Genomic DNA, 17,922 nt, shown 5'->3' with positions numbered 1-17,922 from the left:
CGTTCCGGTCAGGCGGGTGAGAGGGTGCGGATGTCCGACCAGAGCAGCTCTGCGGCGCTCGCCGCCGGACCGTAGCCGAGGATCGTGAGGAATCCGTGGAACTGATCGGGGTGGCGGCGCAGCACCACGGGGACGCCGGCGTCGTGCAGGCGCTGCGCGTAGAGCTCCCCCTCGTCGCGCAGCGGATCGAGTCCGGCGGTGACGATGATCGCGGGCGGCAGGCCGGTGAGGTCATCGACGGCCAGCGGGGTGACGTCGGGGTCGTTCGCAGATCGGCCCGCAAGATACGTGCGCCAGTAGTAGGCCAGCAGCCTGTCCGTGACGAAGAAGCCGACGCCGCGGGTGCAGTGGCTCTCGGTCGACATGCTCGGATCGAGGAACGGATACAGCAGCACCTGGCCCGTCACTGTGGTGTCGCCGCGATCGCGCAGCGCGACGGCGGCGGAGGCGGCGAGGGTGGCGCCCGAGCTGTCGCCGGCGAGAACGAGCCCGTGGTCCGCGATCCCGTGGTCCTGCGCCCAGCAGACGGCCGCGAGCACATCGTCGCGCGCAGCGGGGGGCGGCGCCTCGGTCGCCACCCGATACTCGACCGAGATCACGGGCGCGCCGGTGTTCCTGGCCCATCGGCGGCAGAAGCCGTCGTGGCTCGCGATCGAGCCGTGCAGGAATCCTCCGCCATGGGCGAAGACCGTCGCCGGCGCGCCGACGACCCGGGTATGGGGATGGTACGTCCGTGTCGGGATGACGTGGGCGCCGGCCTCGATCGAGACGTCATCCACGCGGGCGACGTCGTCGAGGTTGGGGGCGGGGCGTACCCGGGAGTCCGCGGCCGCGCGGGCGTCGGCCGGAGGCATTGCGGCGAGGTCCGGAAAAGTCTCGTTCAGCAGCCCCAGCAGGCGCTCCGTCTCGTTCACAGCATCTCCTTCGATCGTACGCGGGATCAGACCCCGAAGCCGCCGTCGACATCGAGCTTCTGGCCGGTGATGAAGCCCGCCTCGGGGGAAGCGAGGAAGGAGACGGCGGCGGCGATGTCGTCGGCGGTGCCGAATCGGCGCAGCGGGATGTTGCTCATCGCGACGTCGAGCGCGCGCTCGTCCAGATCGCCCGATGCCATGAGTCGCGCTGACATGCCGTCGTGCAGCATGCCAGGGCCGACGCAGTTCACCCGTACGCCGAAGCGGCCCTCTTCCGCCGCGAGCCCGCGGGCCAGCGCCTCGATTCCGCCCTTCGGTGCCGCGGACAGCCCGTCGCGCACCGGATAGCGGCGCGTCGCGGCGCTGGTGATCACGGTCAGCGAGCCCGAGCTCGCGCGCAGCGCGGCCAGGAAGGCCCGCGCCACGGTGAAGAATCCCACGAGATCGCCGTCCACCTGCGCGGCGAACTGCGCGACCGACACCTTCGACAGGTGCACCATCGGCACGTGCGGGCCGGCCGCATGGACCACGGTGTGCACGGCGCCGTGGCGGGCCTGCAGACTTTCGGCGAGGGAGGTCGCTGTCGCTTCGTCTCGTACGTCGAGGTGGTGCGCCTCCGCGGCGGATCCGAGTTCGCCGAGCAGCTCCTCCGGGGGCGCCGAGCGATATGTGAGTGCGACGCGGGCACCGTCGGCGACGAGCCGGCGGGCGATCGCCGAGCCGATGCCGCCGCCGGCTCCGGTCACCACGGCGACGCCCGGAAGTTCGCGGATCGAGCGGGATCCGATGTTGCGAGTCGTGTCCATATCCGGCAACCTACCAAGATCGGTCGCGGCAACCAAGCAATTGACCGCTTGGGCATTGCCCTTCGACTCCCCGTGTGCTTGACTAAGCAAGCGTTTGGTCATTCCAACTCAACGACGAGAGGGTTCAGTTATGCGATTCATCAGAGGCGCGGCGCTTGCCGCAGGGATCGTGGTATCAGCATTGGCGCTCGCAGGCTGCTCCGGCAACGCCGATGCGGGCGGTGCGACGGCGAGTGCCGCGAGCAAGGAGCCGATCCAGGTCGTCGTCTTGGGCGGGCTCGGAGCCCCGGGCATCCTCGGCGACAATGCGACGACGGCCGTCACCGCGGCAAAGGCCTCGGTCAGCGCCGTCAACGACAAGGGAGGCATCCTCGGCCGCAAGGTCGTGATCACCCACCTGGAGGACAACGCGGACCCGACAGTCGCCGTCACCAAGCTCCGTGAGTACATCGCGACCAAGGGCGCGCCCTCCTTGGTGCTCAACAGCGGGCCGTCCACGATCACGGAGGCCATGCTGCCGATCCTGACGCAGAACAAGGTGTTCTCGTTCAACATAGGCCCGACGGCCACATCCGGAGACCCGAAGGTCAACCCGTACAGCTTCGACCTCAGCGCCTCCGTTCCCGACTACCTGGGCTCCTTCGTCGCCGAGATCAAGAAGCGCGGATACAAGAAGGTCGCCATTCTGCACGGCTCCAGCGCCTACGGCGAGCTGTTCGGCTCCAAGGCGCAGACGACCCTCACCGCCGCCGGGATCACGGTCACCGGCATGGAGGGCTTCGACAACGCCGCTCTCGACATGACGGCGCAGCTGTCCGCTCTGCAGGCCGGCAAGCCGGACGCCCTCGTCCTCGATTCCTACGGCGCGCCCCTCGGCTACGTGCTGCAGAGCCGCGAGAAGCTCGGCTGGAACGTGCCGATCATGGGCAACACGTCTGTCGCGGCCACCGGCCTCATCGCACGCCCCGCCCCCGACGGCGTGCTCGGCACCGACCAGGTCAAGAACCTGACGATGCAGGTGTACAGCAGCACCCAGTACAACGCGAAGGACAAGGTCGTCAATGACGCCGTCAAGCGTATGGTCGCCGCCGGCGACATCCGCTCGTCGCTGATAACGGCGTACAACTACGACTCCGTGCTGCTGTTCAAGGCCGCGGCGGAGAAGGCGGGCACCATCACCGACGTCAACGCGCTGGTCACCGCGATGCTCGACCCCACGGTGCAGAAGGGCGCCGGCACGGCGATCCTCAGCAACTACGCGTTCACGAAGGACATGCACGGGCCGCACATCAGCGCCGACCAGTTCGCGTTCATCACACCGGGCAAGCTGGTCAACGGCCAGTTCCAGCCCTGAGAGTGGCTGTACGCAGTGACCGTTGCCGACGGCTCGGATCTCGACGTGGATCCGAGCCGTCGGCACACCAAGACCTGATGGAAGGAACCCGACCGCAATGACCATCATCTGGTCCGGTCTCGCTCTGGGTGCGATCTACGCGCTCGTGGCGATCGGCTACAACATCGTCTTCCTCTCGCAGAAGACCTTCAACTTCGCACAGGCTGCGCTCATGATGCTCGGCGCCTTCATGGCGTACGTCGGCATCGGGGTGCTGGGCCTGCCCTGGTGGGTCGTCGCGATCGGCGCCGCGATCATCATCGGCGCGATCGCCGCGCTCGAGGAGCGCGTCGCCATCCGCCCCGTCAAGGATCCGCACAACCTCCTGGTGACCACGCTCGGCGCCTCCATCATCATGGAGGGCGTGGCCCAGGTGATCTGGGGCGGTGAGCCCAAGCGGGTGCCGTTCTTCATGGGCGACCAAGTGCTCGAGTTCTTCGGCGGCCGCGTGTATCCCGTCGAACTCGCCCTCATCGTCCTCGTCCTGGTCCTGGTGATCGGTCTCACGCTGTTCGCCAAGCGCAGCATGACCGGCATCGCGCTGCTCGGCATGAGCCAGGACAGCGAGGCGGCGCAGCTGCGCGGCGTGAACGTGCGCCGGTTCGCCCTCATCGCCTTCGTCTTCACCGGAGTGCTCGCCGGCTTCCTCGGTGTGTTCATCGGTCCCAAGACCTATGCCGTCGCGACCCTCGGCGCCTCCCTCGCGCTCAAGGGCTTCGTCGTGCTCGCGATCGGCGGCTTCGGGTCGCTGGGGGGAACCCTGGTCGGCGGCCTCATCGTGGGCCTCGCCGAGGCGCTCGCGACGCGCTACATCGGCGCCGACTACTCGGGGCTGACGGTCTTCGTCATCCTCATCGTGATTCTGATGGTCAAGCCGACGGGCCTGTTCGCCCGTCGAGTGGAACGGACGGTGTGACCGTGGCGAACTTGTGGTTGCGGGTGCGCGCCATCCCCGGCTGGATCTGGCCGCTCGCCTGCGGGGCCCTCCTGCTCCTGCTGCCCTCCCTCGGCCTGAGCTATACCGCGACCCGGCAGATCGAGCTGACGCTGATCCTGTCCCTGATCGTGGTCGGCATGAACCTCTCACTGGGCTTCGCCGGCGAGCTCGCGATGGGCCAGACGGCCATGTACGCCGCCGGCGCCTATATCGCGGGCATGGCGAGCAAGCTCGGCGTGACCGACATCTGGCTCCAGATTCTGATCGGCGCCGCGTCTGCGCTCGTCGTCGGCCTGATCTCCGGGATCCCCGGCCTGCGGCTCGGCAGCTGGTCGCTCGCCATGACGTCGTTCTTCCTGATCCTGCTCGTCCCCGACGTGCTGTCGATCTTCAAGGAGCAGACCGGCGGCCGCAACGGGCTGGCGGGGATCATGCCCCCGACCTCCTTCGGGCAGATGATCGACCCCAAGGGCTACTACCTCATCATCGTGGCCGTGGCGATCGTCGTCTTCGCGCTCATGCGCAACTTCATCGTCTCCGAGCACGGGATGGCACTGCGGGTGCTCAAGCAGAGTCCCGTGCTCGCATCCGCGATGGGCATCTCGGTGTTCCGCGCCAAGCTCACCGCCTATGCGATCGGAGCCATTCCGGCCGGTGTGGCCGGAGCGCTGTTCGCCAACCTCGACCTGTTCATCTCCCCTGAGGCGTTCACGTTCTCGTTCGCGATGACGGTGCTCGCGGCGAGCATCTTCGGCGGCTCGGCGAGCATCTACGGCGCCCTCATCGGCTCCGCGGTGCTGCAGTTCGGCATGAACCAGTCCACCAACTTCCAGCAGTACGGGCTCGTGATCTCCGGCGCCTTCCTGCTCCTGGGCGGCGTCGCGTTCACCGGCGGTCTGTCCGGGCTGCTCCGAGGCCTGATCCGCAGGGCCGACGCGGCCGCTCACCGCAAGGCCGGAGTCGTCGCAGAGCCCGCCGTGGTGGCGGAGCTGGACACCCTCGACGGTGCGCGCCTGCGTGCCGAGGGGATCTCGAAGGCGTTCGGCGGCAACCAGGCGCTGTCCGACGTGTCGATCGACGCCGCACCCGGAGCTGTCACGGCGATCATCGGCCCGAACGGTTCTGGCAAGACGACGCTGCTCAACATGATCTCGGGGTTCTATCGGGCCGATTCCGGCTCCATCACGCTCGATGGGGAGCCGATCCAGGGGCTGGCGTCCTTCCGCGTCGCCCGTGGCGGCGTCTCGCGCACGTTCCAGACGCCGAACGTGCCGGCCCATCTGACGGTGATCGAGGCCGTCGAGGCCGGTCGGTACGCCGCAGACCGCGCAGGAATCCTGCCCTCGGTCCTCCGGCTGCCCCGCTACTGGCGGGCTCGCCGGGCGGACCGTCGAGACGCCGAGCGCGCACTCGCTCTGGTCGGGCTCAGCGAGCAGCGCCACCAGCTGGCCGCCTCGCTGCCGCTCGGCAACCGCCGGCTGCTGGAAGTGGCGCGCGGTCTCGTCAGCTCGCCCAAGGTGCTGCTGCTGGACGAGGTCGCATCGGGACTCGACGAGGACGAGCTCGAGATGCTCGAGGAGCTGGTGATCCGCCTGCGCGATGCAGGGATGACGGTGATCCTTGTCGAGCACAACTTCCAGCTCGTGCTCCGTATCGCCAGTGACATCTACGTGCTCGCTCAGGGAGCCGTGGTCGCACACGGAGCGGCCGACGAGATCGAGAGGAACCCGCGCGTCATGGAAGAGTACCTCGGTGTGACAGCGGAGACGAGCGCGGCAGGAGGCGGCGACGATGAGTGACGTACTGCTGGAAGTGGCGGGTTTGAAGACCGGCTACGGCGATCTCACGGTCGTGAGGGATGTGTCGCTCACGGTCCGCGCGGGCGAGATCACGGTGCTGCTCGGCCGCAATGGCGCGGGCAAGACGACGACGCTGCGCGCGATCACCGGTCTGAACAAGGTGTCCGGCGGGACGGTCGATTACCTCGGTGAGACTCTGACCGACCCCTCGCACAAGCGCGTGGCGAAGGGGATCTCCTACGTCCAGGAGGGAAAGCGGGTGTTTCGCGAGCTCACGATCGAGCAGAACCTGCTGCTCGGCGGGTTCTCGCGCCGGATGAGCAAGCGCGCCCTGGCGGCTTCCGTCGACGAGATCTACCAGCTGTTTCCGATCCTCGGCACCAAGCGCGCGCTGATCGCGGCGAGCATGTCGGGCGGCCAGCAGCAGATGCTCGCGATCGGGCAGGCGCTGATGGCGAGGCCGAAGCTGCTGATCCTCGACGAGCCCAGCCAAGGGCTCGCACCGGTCATCGTCAAAGAAGTCATGGAGCGCGTGAGCGAGCTCAAATCGACCGGTCTCGGTGTCCTGCTCGTTGAGCAGGCGGTGCAGGACTCCGTCGCGATCGCCGATCAAGTGTCGGTGATCGAGATGGGGCGCACGACGCTGCACGGCGCCGCAGCCGAGATCAACATGGATGATCTCCAGCGGGCCTACTTCGGCGGGACTGCCTGAGACGGGAGTGCGGAGAGGGGGTTTCCCCCCCGCACTCCGTCCGTCTGCTCAGTTCAGTGCAGGGCGGGCTGGCGCGGATAGCCCAGCGTCGTGCGCTGCTCGCGTGCGAACGCGGTCGTGACCCGGTGCGCGATGCGCCACCGGCCCTCGAGCCGGCGATAGGCGACGTCGTAGTAGCCCTGCATGGCGAGGCGCGGAGCGTCGAGATCCTGCGACCAGGAGCCGTGGAACTGGAGATGGATGCGCGCAGATGCGCTGTCTCCGTCCAGGCGAAGCTGTGGAAGGTGAAGCAGATGGATGCCGTCGAACGGCGCCTCGCGGCAGTAGCGTTCGAGTTCGATGGCGCCCTGGATGAAGGTCGCAGGCGGCTCGTCGCCGACCGGCCTGGACTGGTAGATTCCGTCGTCGGTGAACAGAGAACTCCAGGTCGCGCCGTCGTGCTCATCGAAGGATCGCGCGTAGGTGGCCTCCAGGTCGATGATCGCCAGCCTGTCCTCAGTGGCCTGCAGGCGCTGCTCGATGCTTGGGATCATGATGTGCTCTCCTCGTTCTCCGCCCGCGCGGCCTTTGTCTCCCCCTGTGCGGTCGTCGTCAGTCCGGCGATGTAGCGCACCCGGTCGCGGCAGGCCTCGAGCGGGTCCGCCGGTCCGCGACGCCCCTGGGGGCCGTCTCCCTCGGGAGAGCGCATGCGACCGGCATCCGATCGCGTCCAGTCCCGCACGGCGGTGCGCTCGACGATCCGCCAGCCCTCGGGATCACGGCGCAAGTGGTCGAGGTATCGGAAGCCGCTGGTGAAGTTGAGGGTCTCGTCGTCGAACGGGGAGCCCCAGTGCACGGCCATGCCGTAGGTCTCGGCGAAGGCATGGTCGCCATACAGGTCTACGAGATGATTGCCCACCAGGTGCATGGTGCCGTCGAACCCGGCGATGCGCACACGCAGCCACTGGACGAACTCGTCGGCGGGCCCGGAGAACCCGGTGTGATTGTCGACGCCGTCGGAGGCGTACACCGCCCGCACGCCCGGGTAGTCGCCACGGTCGACGGCGGTGCAGTAGCGCAGCACCAGATCGTGGATCAGTCGGCGGTCGGCCGTCTCGTCAACGCTGCTCATGCTTGATCCGGCATATTCGTCCATCCTCGTCCCAGCGCCTTGCCGTACCAGCCGGACGCGGCAAGGGTCCCACCGTCCACGGGGATCGTGTGACCGGTGATGAACGCCGCGTCCTCGGAGGCGAGGAAGGAAACGACACCGGCGAAGTCCCCGGGGCGACCGAATCGGCCGAGCGGGAGCCAGGAGCGCAACAGGGCGGGGTCGCGGCCGGCCAGCATGAGCTCCGCCGGTGTCTGCGGCGTGTCGGCGAGGTCGGGGGCGATCGCGTTGACGCGGATGCCGGAGGGGCCGAGCTCGACCGCCAGACTCTTGGTGAACGCGGACACTCCGGCGTTGTACGCCGAATAGACCGCGCTGCCGGGGATGCCGCGGAATGCCTCCACGGTCGACACGTTCACGATGCTGCCGCCGCCCGCGGCGATCATGCCGGGTAGCAGCGCGTGCGTGACGGCGAACACGTGCCAGAGATTCAGTTCGTGCAGACGCCGCCACTGCTCCGGGGGGCTCTTGGCGAAGAACGACTTCGCGGGGCGGAAGTCGCCGACGTTGTTGACGAGCACGTCGGCGTGGCCGTGCGCGGACGCGACGTGTGCCGCCAGGCGGGCGACGGTGTCGTCGAGGGTGATGTCGCCGAGGAGCACCGTGCATCGGCCGCCGCGTTCGGTGATCTCCGCGGCCGTCGCGTCGGCGGCCGCCGCGTCGATGTCCACGAGCACGACGTGGTCGCCGTCTCGGGCGAAGCGGCGGCTGATTCCGCCGCCGATCCCGAGCGCGCCGCCCGTGACGACGACGGCGCGCGGATGCCGGTGCGGAATCTCGTCGTGACTCATGCAACAAACCTAGCATTTGGTTGGTAGGATGGACAGGGCGATGCGCCGGAGCATCGCGCAGAGGAGGTCGGATGAGCCTGGTCTTGGATTTCTCAGGCAAGGTCGTCGCCGTCACCGGCGGCGGACGAGGCGTCGGCCGGGGCGTGGTCGAGGCCTTCCTCGATGCGGGCGCCGAAGTCGAGTTCTGCGGTCGATCAGAACCCGAGAGCCTTCCAGAGCGAGCCGGTCGCACCGCGCGCTTCTGTGCCGTCGATGTGCGCGATGCCGCGCAGAATGAGGCCTGGATCGCCGACCTGGTCCAGCGGCACGGGCGACTGGATGTCCTCGTCAACAACGTCGGCGGATCCCCCTTCGGTCGTTTCGAGGAAGGATCCGCCCGCTACTTCCAGGCCGTCACGGAGATCAACTTCCTCTCTGCCGCCGTCGCCATGCGCGCCGCATTCGGGCCGTTGCGGGTCACATCGGGCAGCGTGATCAATATCACCTCGATCAGCGCGCGTCGGCCCAGCCCCGGCACCGCGGTGTACGGCGCCGCGAAGGCCGCGCTCGAGAGCCTCACGCGCAGCCTCGGCGTCGAGTGGGCGCCGGAGGTGCGTGTCAACGCCGTCAGCAGCGGCCTGGTGCACACCGAGAGCGCGGCCGGCCACTACGGCACGTCCACCCAGTACGAGCAGGTCGCGCGCACGATCCCTCGCGGACGGATGGCCTCTCCGCGCGAGCTCGGCGACGTCTGCGTCATGCTCGCCTCACCACTCTCGGCGCACGTGACGGGGGCCGTACTGGCCGTCGACGGCGGCGGCGAGTGGCCCGCATTCCTCGCCCACACACCGAATGCGGACATCGTGCGGCAGGCCGACCGCGCCACTACCAACGGAGGAGCTACATCATGACCGAAGCCGTCATCGTCTCGGCCGCACGATCGCCGATCGGACGTGCCTTCAAGGGAAGCCTCAAGGACATGCGCGGCGACGACTTGGCCACGCAGATGATCCAGGCCGCGTTGGATGCGGCACCGGGGCTGGACCCGAACGAGATCGTCGACCTCATGATGGGGTGCGCACAGCCCGCGGGGCAACAGGGTTACAACATCGGACGCATGGTCGCTCTTCAGCTGGGCTGGGATGGCGTGCCGGGCACCACAGTGAACCGCTACTGCGCCTCGTCACTGCAGACCACGCGGATGGCCTTCCACGCGATCAAGGCGGGAGAGGGCGATGTGTTCCTCTCCGCCGGAGTCGAAGCGATCTCGCAGTACGCCGCAGGCAAGTCCGACGGGATGCCGGACACCAAGAACCCGCGATGGGCCGATGCTGCCCTGCGCACGGCACGGCAGGCCGAGGACCCGTCCTTCGTGTGGTCGGACCCGCGTGAGCACGGCGAGCTCGCCGACATCTACATCTCGATGGGCGAGACGGCCGAGAACGTGGCATCTGTGCGCGGTATCTCGCGTCAGGCCCAGGACGAGTGGGCGGTGATCAGCCAGAATCGTGCCGAGGCGGCGATCGCCCGCGGGTTCTTCGAGACTGACATCACGCCCGTTCGGCTTGCCGACGGCACTCTGGTGACGAGAGATGACGGTCCGCGTGCGGGGGTTACGCTCGACAGCGTCAGCGGTATGAAGCCGGTCTTCCGCCCGCACGGCACCGTGACGGCGGCGAACTGCTGCCCCCTGAACGACGGAGCGGCGGCTCTCGTGATCATGAGCGACACCCGCGCCGCGGAGCTGGGGCTCACCCCGCTGGCGCGGATCGTCTCCACGGGCGTGTCGGCGCTGTCGGCCGAGATCATGGGTCTCGGGCCCGTCGAGGCGGTGCAGCGCGCGCTCGCCGGCGCGCGGATGAGCATCGGCGACATCGACATGCTCGAGATCAACGAGGCCTTCGCGGCGCAGGTCATCCCCTCTATCGACGACATCGGCATCGACGCCGACCGTGTCAACGTCAACGGGGGGGCGATCGCGCTCGGTCACCCGTACGGCATGACCGGTGCGCGCATCACCACCACGATGATCAACGCCCTGCGCGAGCGCGACGAGCAGTTCGGCATCGAGACGATGTGTACGGCCGGCGGCCAGGGCATGGCGATGGTGCTCGAGCGCCTGAGCTGACCCGATCCACGGAGAAGGGCGGCCCCTCCAGGGGAGGGGCCGCCCTTGGTCTTCGCCGCGTCAGGCCTGCGCGCGCAGCGCGGACTTGAGGATCTTGCCTGGGGCGTTGCGCGGGAAGTCCTCGACGAACACGTACTCGCGGGGGACCTTGAAGTTCGCCAGCTGCGTGCGGCAGAACGCCTCCAGTTCCTCACCGTCCGGCCGGGGCTCGACGCCGCTGAGGAGCAGGACGTAGGCGCGTCCGACCGTGCCCAGGCGTGGATCGTCGACGCCGATCACGGCGGACTCGTTGACGGCCGGATGGCGGCGCAGCGCGTTCTCGACCTCTGCCGGATACACGTTGAACCCGCCGACGATGTACATGTCTTTGATGCGATCGGTCACCTTCAGGCACCCGTGCTCGTCGAGTTGACCTACATCGCCCGTATGGAACCAGCCGTCGGCGTCGATCACGGCATCCGTGGCCGCCTGATCCTCGAAGTAGCCGAGCATGACGCAGTCGCCGCGCAGCAGGATCTCGCCGTCGACATCGATCCCCGCGTCTGCGCCGTTCTCGTCCACGACGCGGATCTCGGTGCCCGCTACGGCCGGGCCCGTCGTCTGCGCTGCGTGCTCGAGAGACTCGCCCGGCCGCGACATCGTGGCCACGACGCACTCGGTCAGCCCGTAGGCCTGGGCCACGCGGCTGAACCCGAGCACGTTCACCATGTCGTGGAACAGCGTCGCGGGCGCCGCGGTGGCCCCGGCGATGGAGAACCGCAGGGAGGTCAGGTCATAGTCCTTCAGATGCGGGTGATCCAGCAGCGACGTGAAGATCGTCGGCACCCCGGGGAGCACCGTGATGCGCGCGGACTGGATGAGCTCGAGCAGTGCATCGGTGGTGAACACGGCCAGAGGGTAGATCGTCGCGCCGGCCAGCAGCGAGGCGATCATCCCGGCCTTGTACCCGAAGCCGTGGAAGAACGGATTGACGACGGCGTAGCGATCCTCCGCGACGAGATCGGCGCCGAGGGCCCAGGCGCGGGCCACGGCGAGCGTCTGCCGGTGCGCGGTGAGCACGCCCTTCGGCACACCGGTCGTACCTGACGTGAAGAGCACATCCATGACGTCGTCCTGGCTCACGGCGGCCGCGGCCTCCGTGACCCGTTGATCGTCGACCAGTGCACCGTCCGCGAGGAACGCAGCCCACGAGATCACCGGCGCCTGGACGTCATCGTCAAGGGTGATCAGGGTGCGGAGGTGGGGGAGTCCGGGAAGGACGGTTCCGTCGGATCCGTGATCGGCCGCGGCGGTGCGCAGCGAGCCGCTGTACGACTTGCCGAGGAAGCCGTCTGCGAGCACGAGGCCCGTCGCCCGGGAACGCGCGAGGATCTCGGCGGCCTCGTGGTCCGTGTAGCGCGTGTTCAGCGGCACCACGGCGATGCCGATGTACTGCGCGCCCAGCATCGCGAGGATGAATTCGTAGCGGTTCGGGGCCCATAGGCCGAGGCGGTCGCCCGGCACGATGCCCTGGGCGAGGTATCCGCGGGCGACAGCTCTGACGCGGGCGTGCAGGTCGGCATAGCTGATCGTGACCTTGCCGTCGACGATCGCCGGATGCGCGGCGAGCTGCTCCGCCTTCTCGGCGAGCAGCGCCGGAACCGTGGTGGCGTTCGAGACGGTCATGGTGGTCCACTCCAAGCTCATTCGTACTCTCCGATGCGGTTCTCGAGAAGGGGCGACGGAGCCCGGGTCAATCTGCGACCTCACGCGTGCGGGTGCCGTGCGGGTCGAGCACGTCGCGGATGAGGTGCAGCTCGTTGGCATCGGGGATGCGGGTGCGGGGAGCGCTCTGGAAGTCGACGGGGAAGCCGGTCGCCGCCACAACGTCTTGCGGGTCGATCCCGGGGTGAATCGAGCGGACCCTCACCGTGCCGTTGTCGGCGTAGTCGAGCACCGCGAGGTTCGTGATGATCACGCCCAGCTGATGGTGCCTCATGCCAGCGGCCCTGGCGCGATCGTTGCCGACGCCCGAAACCATGTCGACAGTCTCCACGAAGATGCGTGCGCTGTGTCGTGACACCCAGTAGTCGACCCGATGATTGGCTGTGTTCCCGGGCACTCCGCGCACGCCGATGAGCTGGCGGGTCGGTCGTGCCCAGTCGCCGATCAGCGAGATGTTCTGGTTGCCGTTTCGATCGATCTGGCTCGCGCCCATCATGCTCTGCCGGCGCCCGCTGGCCACGATGTCGAAGATGCGGCGGAACGGTGCCCATCCCTCGATCGCTGGAGGTGCTGCATCGGCGTCTCCCGGGGTTGGCGGCTCGCTCTGAAAGAGCGCCTCCCCGTCGCTGAGCACGAGATCGGGAGCCGTCGTGAGTTTGGCCAGACGTGCTCCGAGCGTCGGGATGATGCCCACGGCGTGGGCGAGCACTTCGCCCGATTCGCGGTAGGTGTCGGCGCAGGCCGCGATGCAGATCTCGGCGATGGTGGCGTCGGTGCTCATGACTCTCCTTGTTCGGCGTGGAAGCGTGCCACGGCCCCCCGATACCCGGCCTCGTCGGTCTGCAGGAACGTCCGCTCGAACGCGGCCCACAGCTCGGGATCTTTCGCCGCTGCGGCGTAGTGGCGCTGGAACGGCTCGTCTCGCTCGTAGTCGGGCGCGCAGGTGGTGAAGTGGGCTCCTCCCGGCGCCTCGACGACCGCGGACGCATACATCCTGCTGAACAGCAGCGTGTGGAAGCTGCCCTCGGAGAGGAGCTCCGCGGTCGGGACGATCCGCTCGGCCGACACGATCGTGCGTGCGGCGGCCATCGCGAAGAGGTCGTCGAAGTACGGATCCGGTCCAAGGTACTGGGCGTTGCCCTGCGCATCGGCGCGATTGAGATGCACGAGCGCGACGTCGATGTCGAACGCGGGCATCGCGACGTACTCCTCCTCGGAGTAGGGTGAGCGGACGGTCCTCAGGTGCGGGTTCGCCGTCATCACGTCGGATCCGATCCCCGCTCGCGTGGGGAGGAAGTCGAGACGTGCGCCGGCTGCGCGCAGACCCAGGACGAACATGCCCTCGTCGTACTCCTCGACCTCCAGCTCGCCGCGCTCGCGGGTCCTGGTGAAGTGGGGGTCGAGGGCGATGCTGTCCAGAGACACGAAGCCGTAGACGAGGCGGCGGATGCGCCCTGCTGCGGCGAGCAGCCCGACGTCCGGCCCGCCGAAGGCCACGACAGTGAGGTCCGTGAGGTCGTCGCGCCGCAGTATCTCGCGTACGAGCGCCATGGGCTTGCGCCGCGAGCCCCAGCCGCCGATCCCGATGGTCATGCCGCTCTCGAGACTCGACACGGCCTCTTCCAGCGCCACCCGCTTGTCTGCCATCCCCGCTCCTTTGCGCGAAACGCTAACCTAGCGCTTGTTTGGGAATCACAGTAGCATGCGGGGAGAGTCGAGAGCGAAGGAGCTGGAGATGGGGACCCGGACGATGGCCGGTCATGTGATCGTGACCGGTGGTGCGAGCGGCATCGGCGCCGCGGTGGTGCGTAATCTGCGGGATCGCGGTCTGGCGGTGAGCGTGTTCGACCTGCATCCGCCCGACCGGGACGACGTGCACAGCGACCTCGTCGACCTGCGCGATGACGCCGCCGTCGACCGAGCCGTCGCTGCGGCCTGGCGACGGGGCCCGGTGGGCGGAGTCGTCGCCTGCCACGGCATCCGCGGTGCGTACGTGCCCGCGCTCGAGATGGACGTGGCCCGGCTACGGGAGCAGTTCGAGGTGCATGTCGTCGGCAGCTTCAGCGTGGCGCGGGCGGTCGTACGCAGGCTCGACGGTGCACCGGGGTCTATCGTTCTCATCTCCTCGACGACCGCGTACCGCGGCTGGGCGAATCAGGTAGATTACGGCACCGCGAAGGCGGCCGAGCGTCAGCTCATGGAGAATCTGGCGGTCGAGTGGGCGCCGCTCGGCGTGCGCGTCAACGCTATCGCGCCTGGGCACACCCGAACGCCGATGGTCGAGAGCCTCATCGCCGGCGGCTACGACATCGGCGACGCCGAGCGGCGCACCCCCCGCGGAACGCTGGCGGCACCGGAGGAGATCGCGGAGGCGGTGGCCTGGATGCTGTGCGATGCGTCGCATGTGATCGGGCAATGCCTCCCCGTCGACGGGGGCTGGACGGTGGTCGGGAAATGATCGCGACACGCCCGGTCGGAGACCTTCACGTGTCGGCGATCGGCATGGGAGCCATGACGATCACGCAGCGCCCCGACGCTGACGTCGCGCAGGGCGTGCGTGCCGTGCACGCCGCGGTCGAGGCGGGCATCACGCTCTTCGACACCGCAGACGCCTACGGCCCGTCCGGCGAGATGGGCGTGAATGAACGGGCGCTGATCGCCGCCTTGCGGGAGCACCCCGATGCGCTCGAGCGAGTGATCATCGCGACCAAGGGCGGTCATACTCGGGGGCCTGAAGCGACCTGGGGGATCGACGGATCGCCCGAGTATCTCGCCCGGGCCGCTCGGGAGTCGGCCCAACGTCTGGGACTCGATGCCCTGCCGCTGTTCCAGCATCACAGACCGGATCCGAGGGTTCCCTACGCGGAATCGATGGGCGCGTTGCGACAGCTCGTCGAGGACGGTGTCGTGCAGCGCCTGGGGGTCTCGAACGTGGGCGTCGACCAGCTGCAAGTCGCGATCGACATCCTCGGAGCGCATCTGGTGAGCGTGCAGAATGAATATTCGCTGCCGCAGCGAGCCAGTGAGCCTGTGCTGCGCCTGTGCGAGGAGCGCGGGCTGGCGTTTTTCGCCTGGGGTCCGCTCGGTGGGCGTGCAGCGGCCAAGAGCATCGCGGACGCTTCCGCGGCCCTATCTGGCGTCGCCTCGCGCTACGGCGCAAGCCCGCAGAGGATCGCGCTGGCCTGGCTGCTCGGGCGCAGTCCCGCGATGATCCCCATTCCGGGCGCGAGTCGCCCGGAGAGCGTGCGCGATTCGGCGATGTCGCCGAGCTTGATGCTCGACGACGAGGACCGGCGGATGCTCGACGGGGTCGTTCAGTGAGGCATCTGCAGCAGCTCGACTCTGACGTCGTCCGGGCCGAGCAGGTACACGTAGCGCCACGACAGCATGGGGCCCGCAGTCGCCGACTGCACCGCCGACTGCGCGCGGTAACCGAGCGAGGCCGCGCGCCCGAGCACCGCCTCGATGTCGTCGACCACGATCGCGGGATGCGCCGCCCCGATGTGCCCGGTGTCGGGGTCGTTGCGCGGCGCGTCGGCGCCGCGGTACTCCGCGAGCTCGAGCAGGATGCCGTCGTCCAGCTGCACGAAGGTCAGGACGACCTCGACGCCGGGATGCCCGGTGGCTGCATCCACGGCAGGACCGCTCTTGACGAGGGGGCCGATCACCGTTCCGCCTCCGACCGCGGTGTAGAAGTCGACGGCGCGTTCGGTGTCGCTGACCGTGATGCCGATGTGATGCAACCTCGTCATCTGCTCTCCAAACTAGCGCTTGTTTGATAACTATCTCGGAGGAATGCCATGAATGCAACGCCCGTCATCGACCTCACAGGCCGTGTGGCCGTCATCACAGGCGCCGCCGGTGGGCAGGGACGCTCGCATGCCGCGCTTTTTCACAAGCTCGGTGCGGATCTCGTGCTGACGGATCTCGACGGCGACGCCGCACGCGCGTGCGCGTCGGAATTCGGCGATCGCGCCATCGGCCTGGAGCATGATGTCTCGTCCTCCGCGGCATGGGCGCGCGTGGCGGCGGCCGCCCAGGAGAGATTCGGGCGCGTCGATGTGCTGGTCAACAACGCGGGCTTCTGCCCTGACGGCCCGCTCGCCGCGACACCGGAGCGCGTCATCCGCCTCACCCTCGATGTGAACCTGGTCGGCCCGATGCTGGGCGTGCAGGCCGTGCTTCCGCTGATGGGTCAGGGTGGCTCGATCGTCAACATCGCCTCCACCGCCGGGGTGACCGGATTTGCGAATCGGGTGCCGTATGCGGCGTCGAAGTGGGGATTGCGCGGTGTCTCGCACTCGCTGGCGCGCGAGCTCGCCGGCACCGGCATCCGGGTGAACACCGTGTGCCCAGGTGCCGTCGACACGCCCATGATCACCGAGGACACCCGCGCAGGGGTCGGCTTCATCTCACGCATCCCGATCCCGCGTGCCGGGCGCCCCGAGGAGATCTCGAATCTCGTCGCCTACCTCGCCAGCCCGGCGAGCAGCTACTGCACCGGCGGCGACTTCGTGATCGACGGCGGACAGGTCTCCTGATGCCCTGTTACGCCTTCGACGGTGTGGTGCCGGTGGTCGACCTGACGGCATTCGTGCACGAGTCGGCCAGCCTGATCGGCGACGTGATCATCGGACCCGGCTGCTACATCGGACCCTTCGCGAGTCTGCGCGGTGACTTCGGTCGGATCACCGTCGGGGAGGGGGCGAACGTGCAGGATTCGTGTGTGATCCACGCCTTCCCAGGAGCGGACGCTGTGCTGGAGCCGAACAGCCACGTCGGTCACGGCGCGGTGCTGCACGGCTGCCGGATCGGCTCCTACGTGCTGGTCGGGATCGGCGCGACGGTGCTTGACGGTGCCGACATCGGCGCCGACTCGCTGATCGGGGCGGGGGCCCTTGTGACGGCGGGTACGATCGTGCCGCCTGGGTCCAAGGTGCTGGGCGCTCCGGCCAGGGTGATCGGGCCCCTCGACGCGCAGGCGCTGGAGTGGAAGCGCAACGGCGTGCGCACCTACCAGGCACTCGCGCGGCGCAGCCTCGAGACGCTGCGCAGCACTGAGCCATTGATCGCCGTCGAGGCTGTGCGGCGGCGCACGTCCTGGTCGCCGGACACGGCGACGCCGCTGCATGTGCAGCGCGGGGAGTCGGCGGGCGGCGCCAGATGACGGGTTTCGACGACTGGTACGCCATCACCCGGCTGATCACGCAGTACGGCAGGTTGGCCGATCAGCGCCGCATGACGGAGATGGCAGAGCTGTTCACCCCGGACGGGCGGATGCTCATGTTCCGCGCGCGGACCGCCGCACCCGCCGAAGCACCGCAGGGTACCGCGGAGCTGATCGAGGCGTTCGGTGCGCTCACGGCCTTCTCGGCGACCAGCCATGTGCTATCCCCGAGCGAAGTCCTCGTCGACGGGGATGCCGCACAGGCGCACACCTACTGCATGTCGCACCACATCCGGGACACTCCCGACGGCAGAGTGCGCTTCACGCTTGCGGATCGTTACGAGGACGCCCTCATCAGGGTCGGTGAGCGCTGGCGCTTTCAGGAGCGTCGCAAGTACACCGACTGGACCGAGTCCGCCCCGCTCAAGCGCTGACGCAGGGC

Annotated in this window: 20 protein-coding genes; 11 read left to right on the top strand and 9 right to left on the bottom strand. The window is 68.5% G+C overall.

The genetic code is table 11. From position 1 onward, the window contains the following. Positions 1 to 8 precede the first annotated feature (8 nt). A complete protein-coding gene (locus tag ABD882_RS13480) occupies positions 9 to 914 on the bottom strand; it encodes an alpha/beta hydrolase (RefSeq protein WP_345187763.1) in 906 nt (301 codons plus the stop codon). Between the two features lie 26 nt (positions 915 to 940). Next, positions 941 to 1,720, bottom strand: a complete 780-nt coding sequence (locus ABD882_RS13475) for an SDR family NAD(P)-dependent oxidoreductase (RefSeq protein WP_345187761.1) — start codon at positions 1,718 to 1,720, stop codon at positions 941 to 943. A 130-nt stretch (positions 1,721 to 1,850) separates the two neighbouring features. On the opposite strand from ABD882_RS13475, the gene ABD882_RS13470 reads away from it, so the two are divergent. From ABD882_RS13470 to ABD882_RS13455, 4 genes are all read left to right on the top strand, one after another. Continuing rightward, positions 1,851 to 3,074, top strand: coding sequence for an ABC transporter substrate-binding protein (locus ABD882_RS13470; RefSeq protein ID WP_345187759.1), 1,224 nt, complete (start codon positions 1,851 to 1,853; stop codon positions 3,072 to 3,074). 97 nt (positions 3,075 to 3,171) lie between these two features. Then, positions 3,172 to 4,029: a branched-chain amino acid ABC transporter permease gene (locus ABD882_RS13465; RefSeq protein ID WP_345187757.1), complete on the top strand. Its 858-nt coding sequence runs from the start codon at positions 3,172 to 3,174 to the stop codon at positions 4,027 to 4,029. 2 nt (positions 4,030 to 4,031) lie between these two features. Next, a complete protein-coding gene (locus tag ABD882_RS13460) occupies positions 4,032 to 5,849 on the top strand; it encodes a branched-chain amino acid ABC transporter ATP-binding protein/permease (RefSeq protein ID WP_345187755.1) in 1,818 nt (605 codons plus the stop codon). Beyond that, positions 5,842 to 6,561 (top strand): ABC transporter ATP-binding protein, encoded by a 720-nt coding sequence (locus tag ABD882_RS13455; RefSeq protein WP_345187753.1) that lies wholly within the window; start codon positions 5,842 to 5,844, stop codon positions 6,559 to 6,561. Before ABD882_RS13460 ends, ABD882_RS13455 begins: the two co-directional genes overlap by 8 nt. A 53-nt stretch (positions 6,562 to 6,614) precedes the next feature. Here the strand turns inward: ABD882_RS13455 and ABD882_RS13450 are convergent, their stop codons facing one another. Genes ABD882_RS13450 through ABD882_RS13440 form a run of 3 tightly spaced genes read right to left on the bottom strand, consistent with a single transcriptional unit; the run spans position 6,615 to position 8,502 of the window. After that, positions 6,615 to 7,094, bottom strand: a complete 480-nt coding sequence (locus ABD882_RS13450) for a nuclear transport factor 2 family protein (RefSeq protein WP_345187751.1) — start codon at positions 7,092 to 7,094, stop codon at positions 6,615 to 6,617. After that, entirely contained in the window at positions 7,091 to 7,672 is a 582-nt protein-coding gene (locus ABD882_RS13445) for a nuclear transport factor 2 family protein (protein ID WP_345187749.1), read from the bottom strand. Before ABD882_RS13445 ends, ABD882_RS13450 begins: the two co-directional genes overlap by 4 nt. Next, the gene (locus ABD882_RS13440) at positions 7,669 to 8,502 is read right to left on the bottom strand and encodes an SDR family NAD(P)-dependent oxidoreductase (protein WP_345187747.1); all 834 of its coding nucleotides are present in this window, start codon (positions 8,500 to 8,502) and stop codon (positions 7,669 to 7,671) included. The genes ABD882_RS13445 and ABD882_RS13440 overlap by 4 nt, the downstream gene beginning before the upstream one ends. A gap of 71 nt (positions 8,503 to 8,573) precedes the next feature. Here ABD882_RS13440 and ABD882_RS13435 point away from each other — a divergent pair, with 71 nt between their 5' ends. Next, on the top strand, positions 8,574 to 9,392 hold the full coding sequence (locus ABD882_RS13435; RefSeq protein WP_345187745.1) for an SDR family oxidoreductase: 819 nt from the start codon (positions 8,574 to 8,576) through the stop codon (positions 9,390 to 9,392). After that, positions 9,389 to 10,609 (top strand): acetyl-CoA C-acetyltransferase, encoded by a 1,221-nt coding sequence (locus ABD882_RS13430; protein WP_345187743.1) that lies wholly within the window; start codon positions 9,389 to 9,391, stop codon positions 10,607 to 10,609. The genes ABD882_RS13435 and ABD882_RS13430 overlap by 4 nt, the downstream gene beginning before the upstream one ends. A 60-nt stretch (positions 10,610 to 10,669) precedes the next feature. Here ABD882_RS13430 and ABD882_RS13425 read toward each other — a convergent pair whose 3' ends face one another. From ABD882_RS13425 to ABD882_RS13415, 3 genes are read right to left on the bottom strand one after another with little or no spacing between them, the layout of a single operon-like run. Next, positions 10,670 to 12,295, bottom strand: a complete 1,626-nt coding sequence (locus tag ABD882_RS13425; RefSeq protein ID WP_345187741.1) for an AMP-binding protein — start codon at positions 12,293 to 12,295, stop codon at positions 10,670 to 10,672. A gap of 46 nt (positions 12,296 to 12,341) precedes the next feature. Further along, positions 12,342 to 13,094 (bottom strand): CoA-transferase subunit beta, encoded by a 753-nt coding sequence (locus ABD882_RS13420; RefSeq protein ID WP_345187740.1) that lies wholly within the window; start codon positions 13,092 to 13,094, stop codon positions 12,342 to 12,344. Then, on the bottom strand, positions 13,091 to 13,960 hold the full coding sequence (locus ABD882_RS13415) for a CoA transferase subunit A (protein WP_345187738.1): 870 nt from the start codon (positions 13,958 to 13,960) through the stop codon (positions 13,091 to 13,093). The genes ABD882_RS13420 and ABD882_RS13415 overlap by 4 nt, the downstream gene beginning before the upstream one ends. Positions 13,961 to 14,048: 88 nt before the next feature. On the opposite strand from ABD882_RS13415, the gene ABD882_RS13410 reads away from it, so the two are divergent. Both ABD882_RS13410 and ABD882_RS13405 read left to right on the top strand, forming a co-directional pair. After that, positions 14,049 to 14,771, top strand: a complete 723-nt coding sequence (locus ABD882_RS13410; RefSeq protein WP_345187737.1) for an SDR family NAD(P)-dependent oxidoreductase — start codon at positions 14,049 to 14,051, stop codon at positions 14,769 to 14,771. Continuing rightward, positions 14,768 to 15,634: an aldo/keto reductase gene (locus tag ABD882_RS13405; protein WP_345187734.1), complete on the top strand. Its 867-nt coding sequence runs from the start codon at positions 14,768 to 14,770 to the stop codon at positions 15,632 to 15,634. Before ABD882_RS13410 ends, ABD882_RS13405 begins: the two co-directional genes overlap by 4 nt. On the opposite strand, the gene ABD882_RS13400 is transcribed toward ABD882_RS13405, so the two are convergent. Next, the gene (locus ABD882_RS13400; RefSeq protein ID WP_345187732.1) at positions 15,628 to 16,065 is read right to left on the bottom strand and encodes a VOC family protein; all 438 of its coding nucleotides are present in this window, start codon (positions 16,063 to 16,065) and stop codon (positions 15,628 to 15,630) included. The two genes, ABD882_RS13405 and ABD882_RS13400, sit on opposite strands and share 7 nt — an antisense overlap. A gap of 48 nt (positions 16,066 to 16,113) precedes the next feature. Here ABD882_RS13400 and ABD882_RS13395 point away from each other — a divergent pair, with 48 nt between their 5' ends. The 3 genes from ABD882_RS13395 to ABD882_RS13385 are packed head-to-tail and all read left to right on the top strand — an operon-like array spanning position 16,114 to position 17,914. After that, positions 16,114 to 16,854: an SDR family NAD(P)-dependent oxidoreductase gene (locus ABD882_RS13395; RefSeq protein ID WP_345187730.1), complete on the top strand. Its 741-nt coding sequence runs from the start codon at positions 16,114 to 16,116 to the stop codon at positions 16,852 to 16,854. Next, positions 16,854 to 17,480, top strand: coding sequence for a gamma carbonic anhydrase family protein (locus tag ABD882_RS13390; protein ID WP_345187729.1), 627 nt, complete (start codon positions 16,854 to 16,856; stop codon positions 17,478 to 17,480). Before ABD882_RS13395 ends, ABD882_RS13390 begins: the two co-directional genes overlap by 1 nt. After that, a complete protein-coding gene (locus ABD882_RS13385; RefSeq protein WP_345187727.1) occupies positions 17,477 to 17,914 on the top strand; it encodes a nuclear transport factor 2 family protein in 438 nt (145 codons plus the stop codon). The genes ABD882_RS13390 and ABD882_RS13385 overlap by 4 nt, the downstream gene beginning before the upstream one ends. The last annotated feature ends 8 nt before the right edge of the window (positions 17,915 to 17,922 follow it).

It is taken from the genome of Microbacterium panaciterrae (assembly GCF_039541635.1).
Taxonomy (GTDB): domain Bacteria; phylum Actinomycetota; class Actinomycetes; order Actinomycetales; family Microbacteriaceae; genus Microbacterium; species Microbacterium panaciterrae.
Note: the sequence above shows the minus strand (reverse complement) of the source record. Positions and strands in the feature narration are given on the sequence as shown.

What these genes read in the sequence shown, in the direction of transcription:
- ABD882_RS13410 (WP_345187737.1), top strand. Translation starts at nt 14,049, where the DNA reads ATGGGGACCCGGACGATGGCCGGTCATGTGATCGTGACCGGTGGTGCG.
- ABD882_RS13455 (WP_345187753.1), top strand. Translation starts at nt 5,842, where the DNA reads ATGAGTGACGTACTGCTGGAAGTGGCGGGTTTGAAGACCGGCTACGGC.
- ABD882_RS13430 (WP_345187743.1), top strand. Translation starts at nt 9,389, where the DNA reads ATGACCGAAGCCGTCATCGTCTCGGCCGCACGATCGCCGATCGGACGT.
- ABD882_RS13450 (WP_345187751.1), bottom strand. Translation starts at nt 7,094, where the DNA reads ATGATCCCAAGCATCGAGCAGCGCCTGCAGGCCACTGAGGACAGGCTG.
- ABD882_RS13435 (WP_345187745.1), top strand. Translation starts at nt 8,574, where the DNA reads ATGAGCCTGGTCTTGGATTTCTCAGGCAAGGTCGTCGCCGTCACCGGC.
- ABD882_RS13440 (WP_345187747.1), bottom strand. Translation starts at nt 8,502, where the DNA reads ATGAGTCACGACGAGATTCCGCACCGGCATCCGCGCGCCGTCGTCGTC.
- ABD882_RS13405 (WP_345187734.1), top strand. Translation starts at nt 14,768, where the DNA reads ATGATCGCGACACGCCCGGTCGGAGACCTTCACGTGTCGGCGATCGGC.
- ABD882_RS13465 (WP_345187757.1), top strand. Translation starts at nt 3,172, where the DNA reads ATGACCATCATCTGGTCCGGTCTCGCTCTGGGTGCGATCTACGCGCTC.
- ABD882_RS13400 (WP_345187732.1), bottom strand. Translation starts at nt 16,065, where the DNA reads ATGACGAGGTTGCATCACATCGGCATCACGGTCAGCGACACCGAACGC.
- ABD882_RS13390 (WP_345187729.1), top strand. Translation starts at nt 16,854, where the DNA reads ATGCCCTGTTACGCCTTCGACGGTGTGGTGCCGGTGGTCGACCTGACG.
- ABD882_RS13395 (WP_345187730.1), top strand. Translation starts at nt 16,114, where the DNA reads ATGAATGCAACGCCCGTCATCGACCTCACAGGCCGTGTGGCCGTCATC.
- ABD882_RS13475 (WP_345187761.1), bottom strand. Translation starts at nt 1,720, where the DNA reads ATGGACACGACTCGCAACATCGGATCCCGCTCGATCCGCGAACTTCCG.
- ABD882_RS13470 (WP_345187759.1), top strand. Translation starts at nt 1,851, where the DNA reads ATGCGATTCATCAGAGGCGCGGCGCTTGCCGCAGGGATCGTGGTATCA.
- ABD882_RS13385 (WP_345187727.1), top strand. Translation starts at nt 17,477, where the DNA reads ATGACGGGTTTCGACGACTGGTACGCCATCACCCGGCTGATCACGCAG.
- ABD882_RS13415 (WP_345187738.1), bottom strand. Translation starts at nt 13,960, where the DNA reads ATGGCAGACAAGCGGGTGGCGCTGGAAGAGGCCGTGTCGAGTCTCGAG.
- ABD882_RS13425 (WP_345187741.1), bottom strand. Translation starts at nt 12,295, where the DNA reads ATGAGCTTGGAGTGGACCACCATGACCGTCTCGAACGCCACCACGGTT.
- ABD882_RS13420 (WP_345187740.1), bottom strand. Translation starts at nt 13,094, where the DNA reads ATGAGCACCGACGCCACCATCGCCGAGATCTGCATCGCGGCCTGCGCC.
- ABD882_RS13445 (WP_345187749.1), bottom strand. Translation starts at nt 7,672, where the DNA reads ATGAGCAGCGTTGACGAGACGGCCGACCGCCGACTGATCCACGATCTG.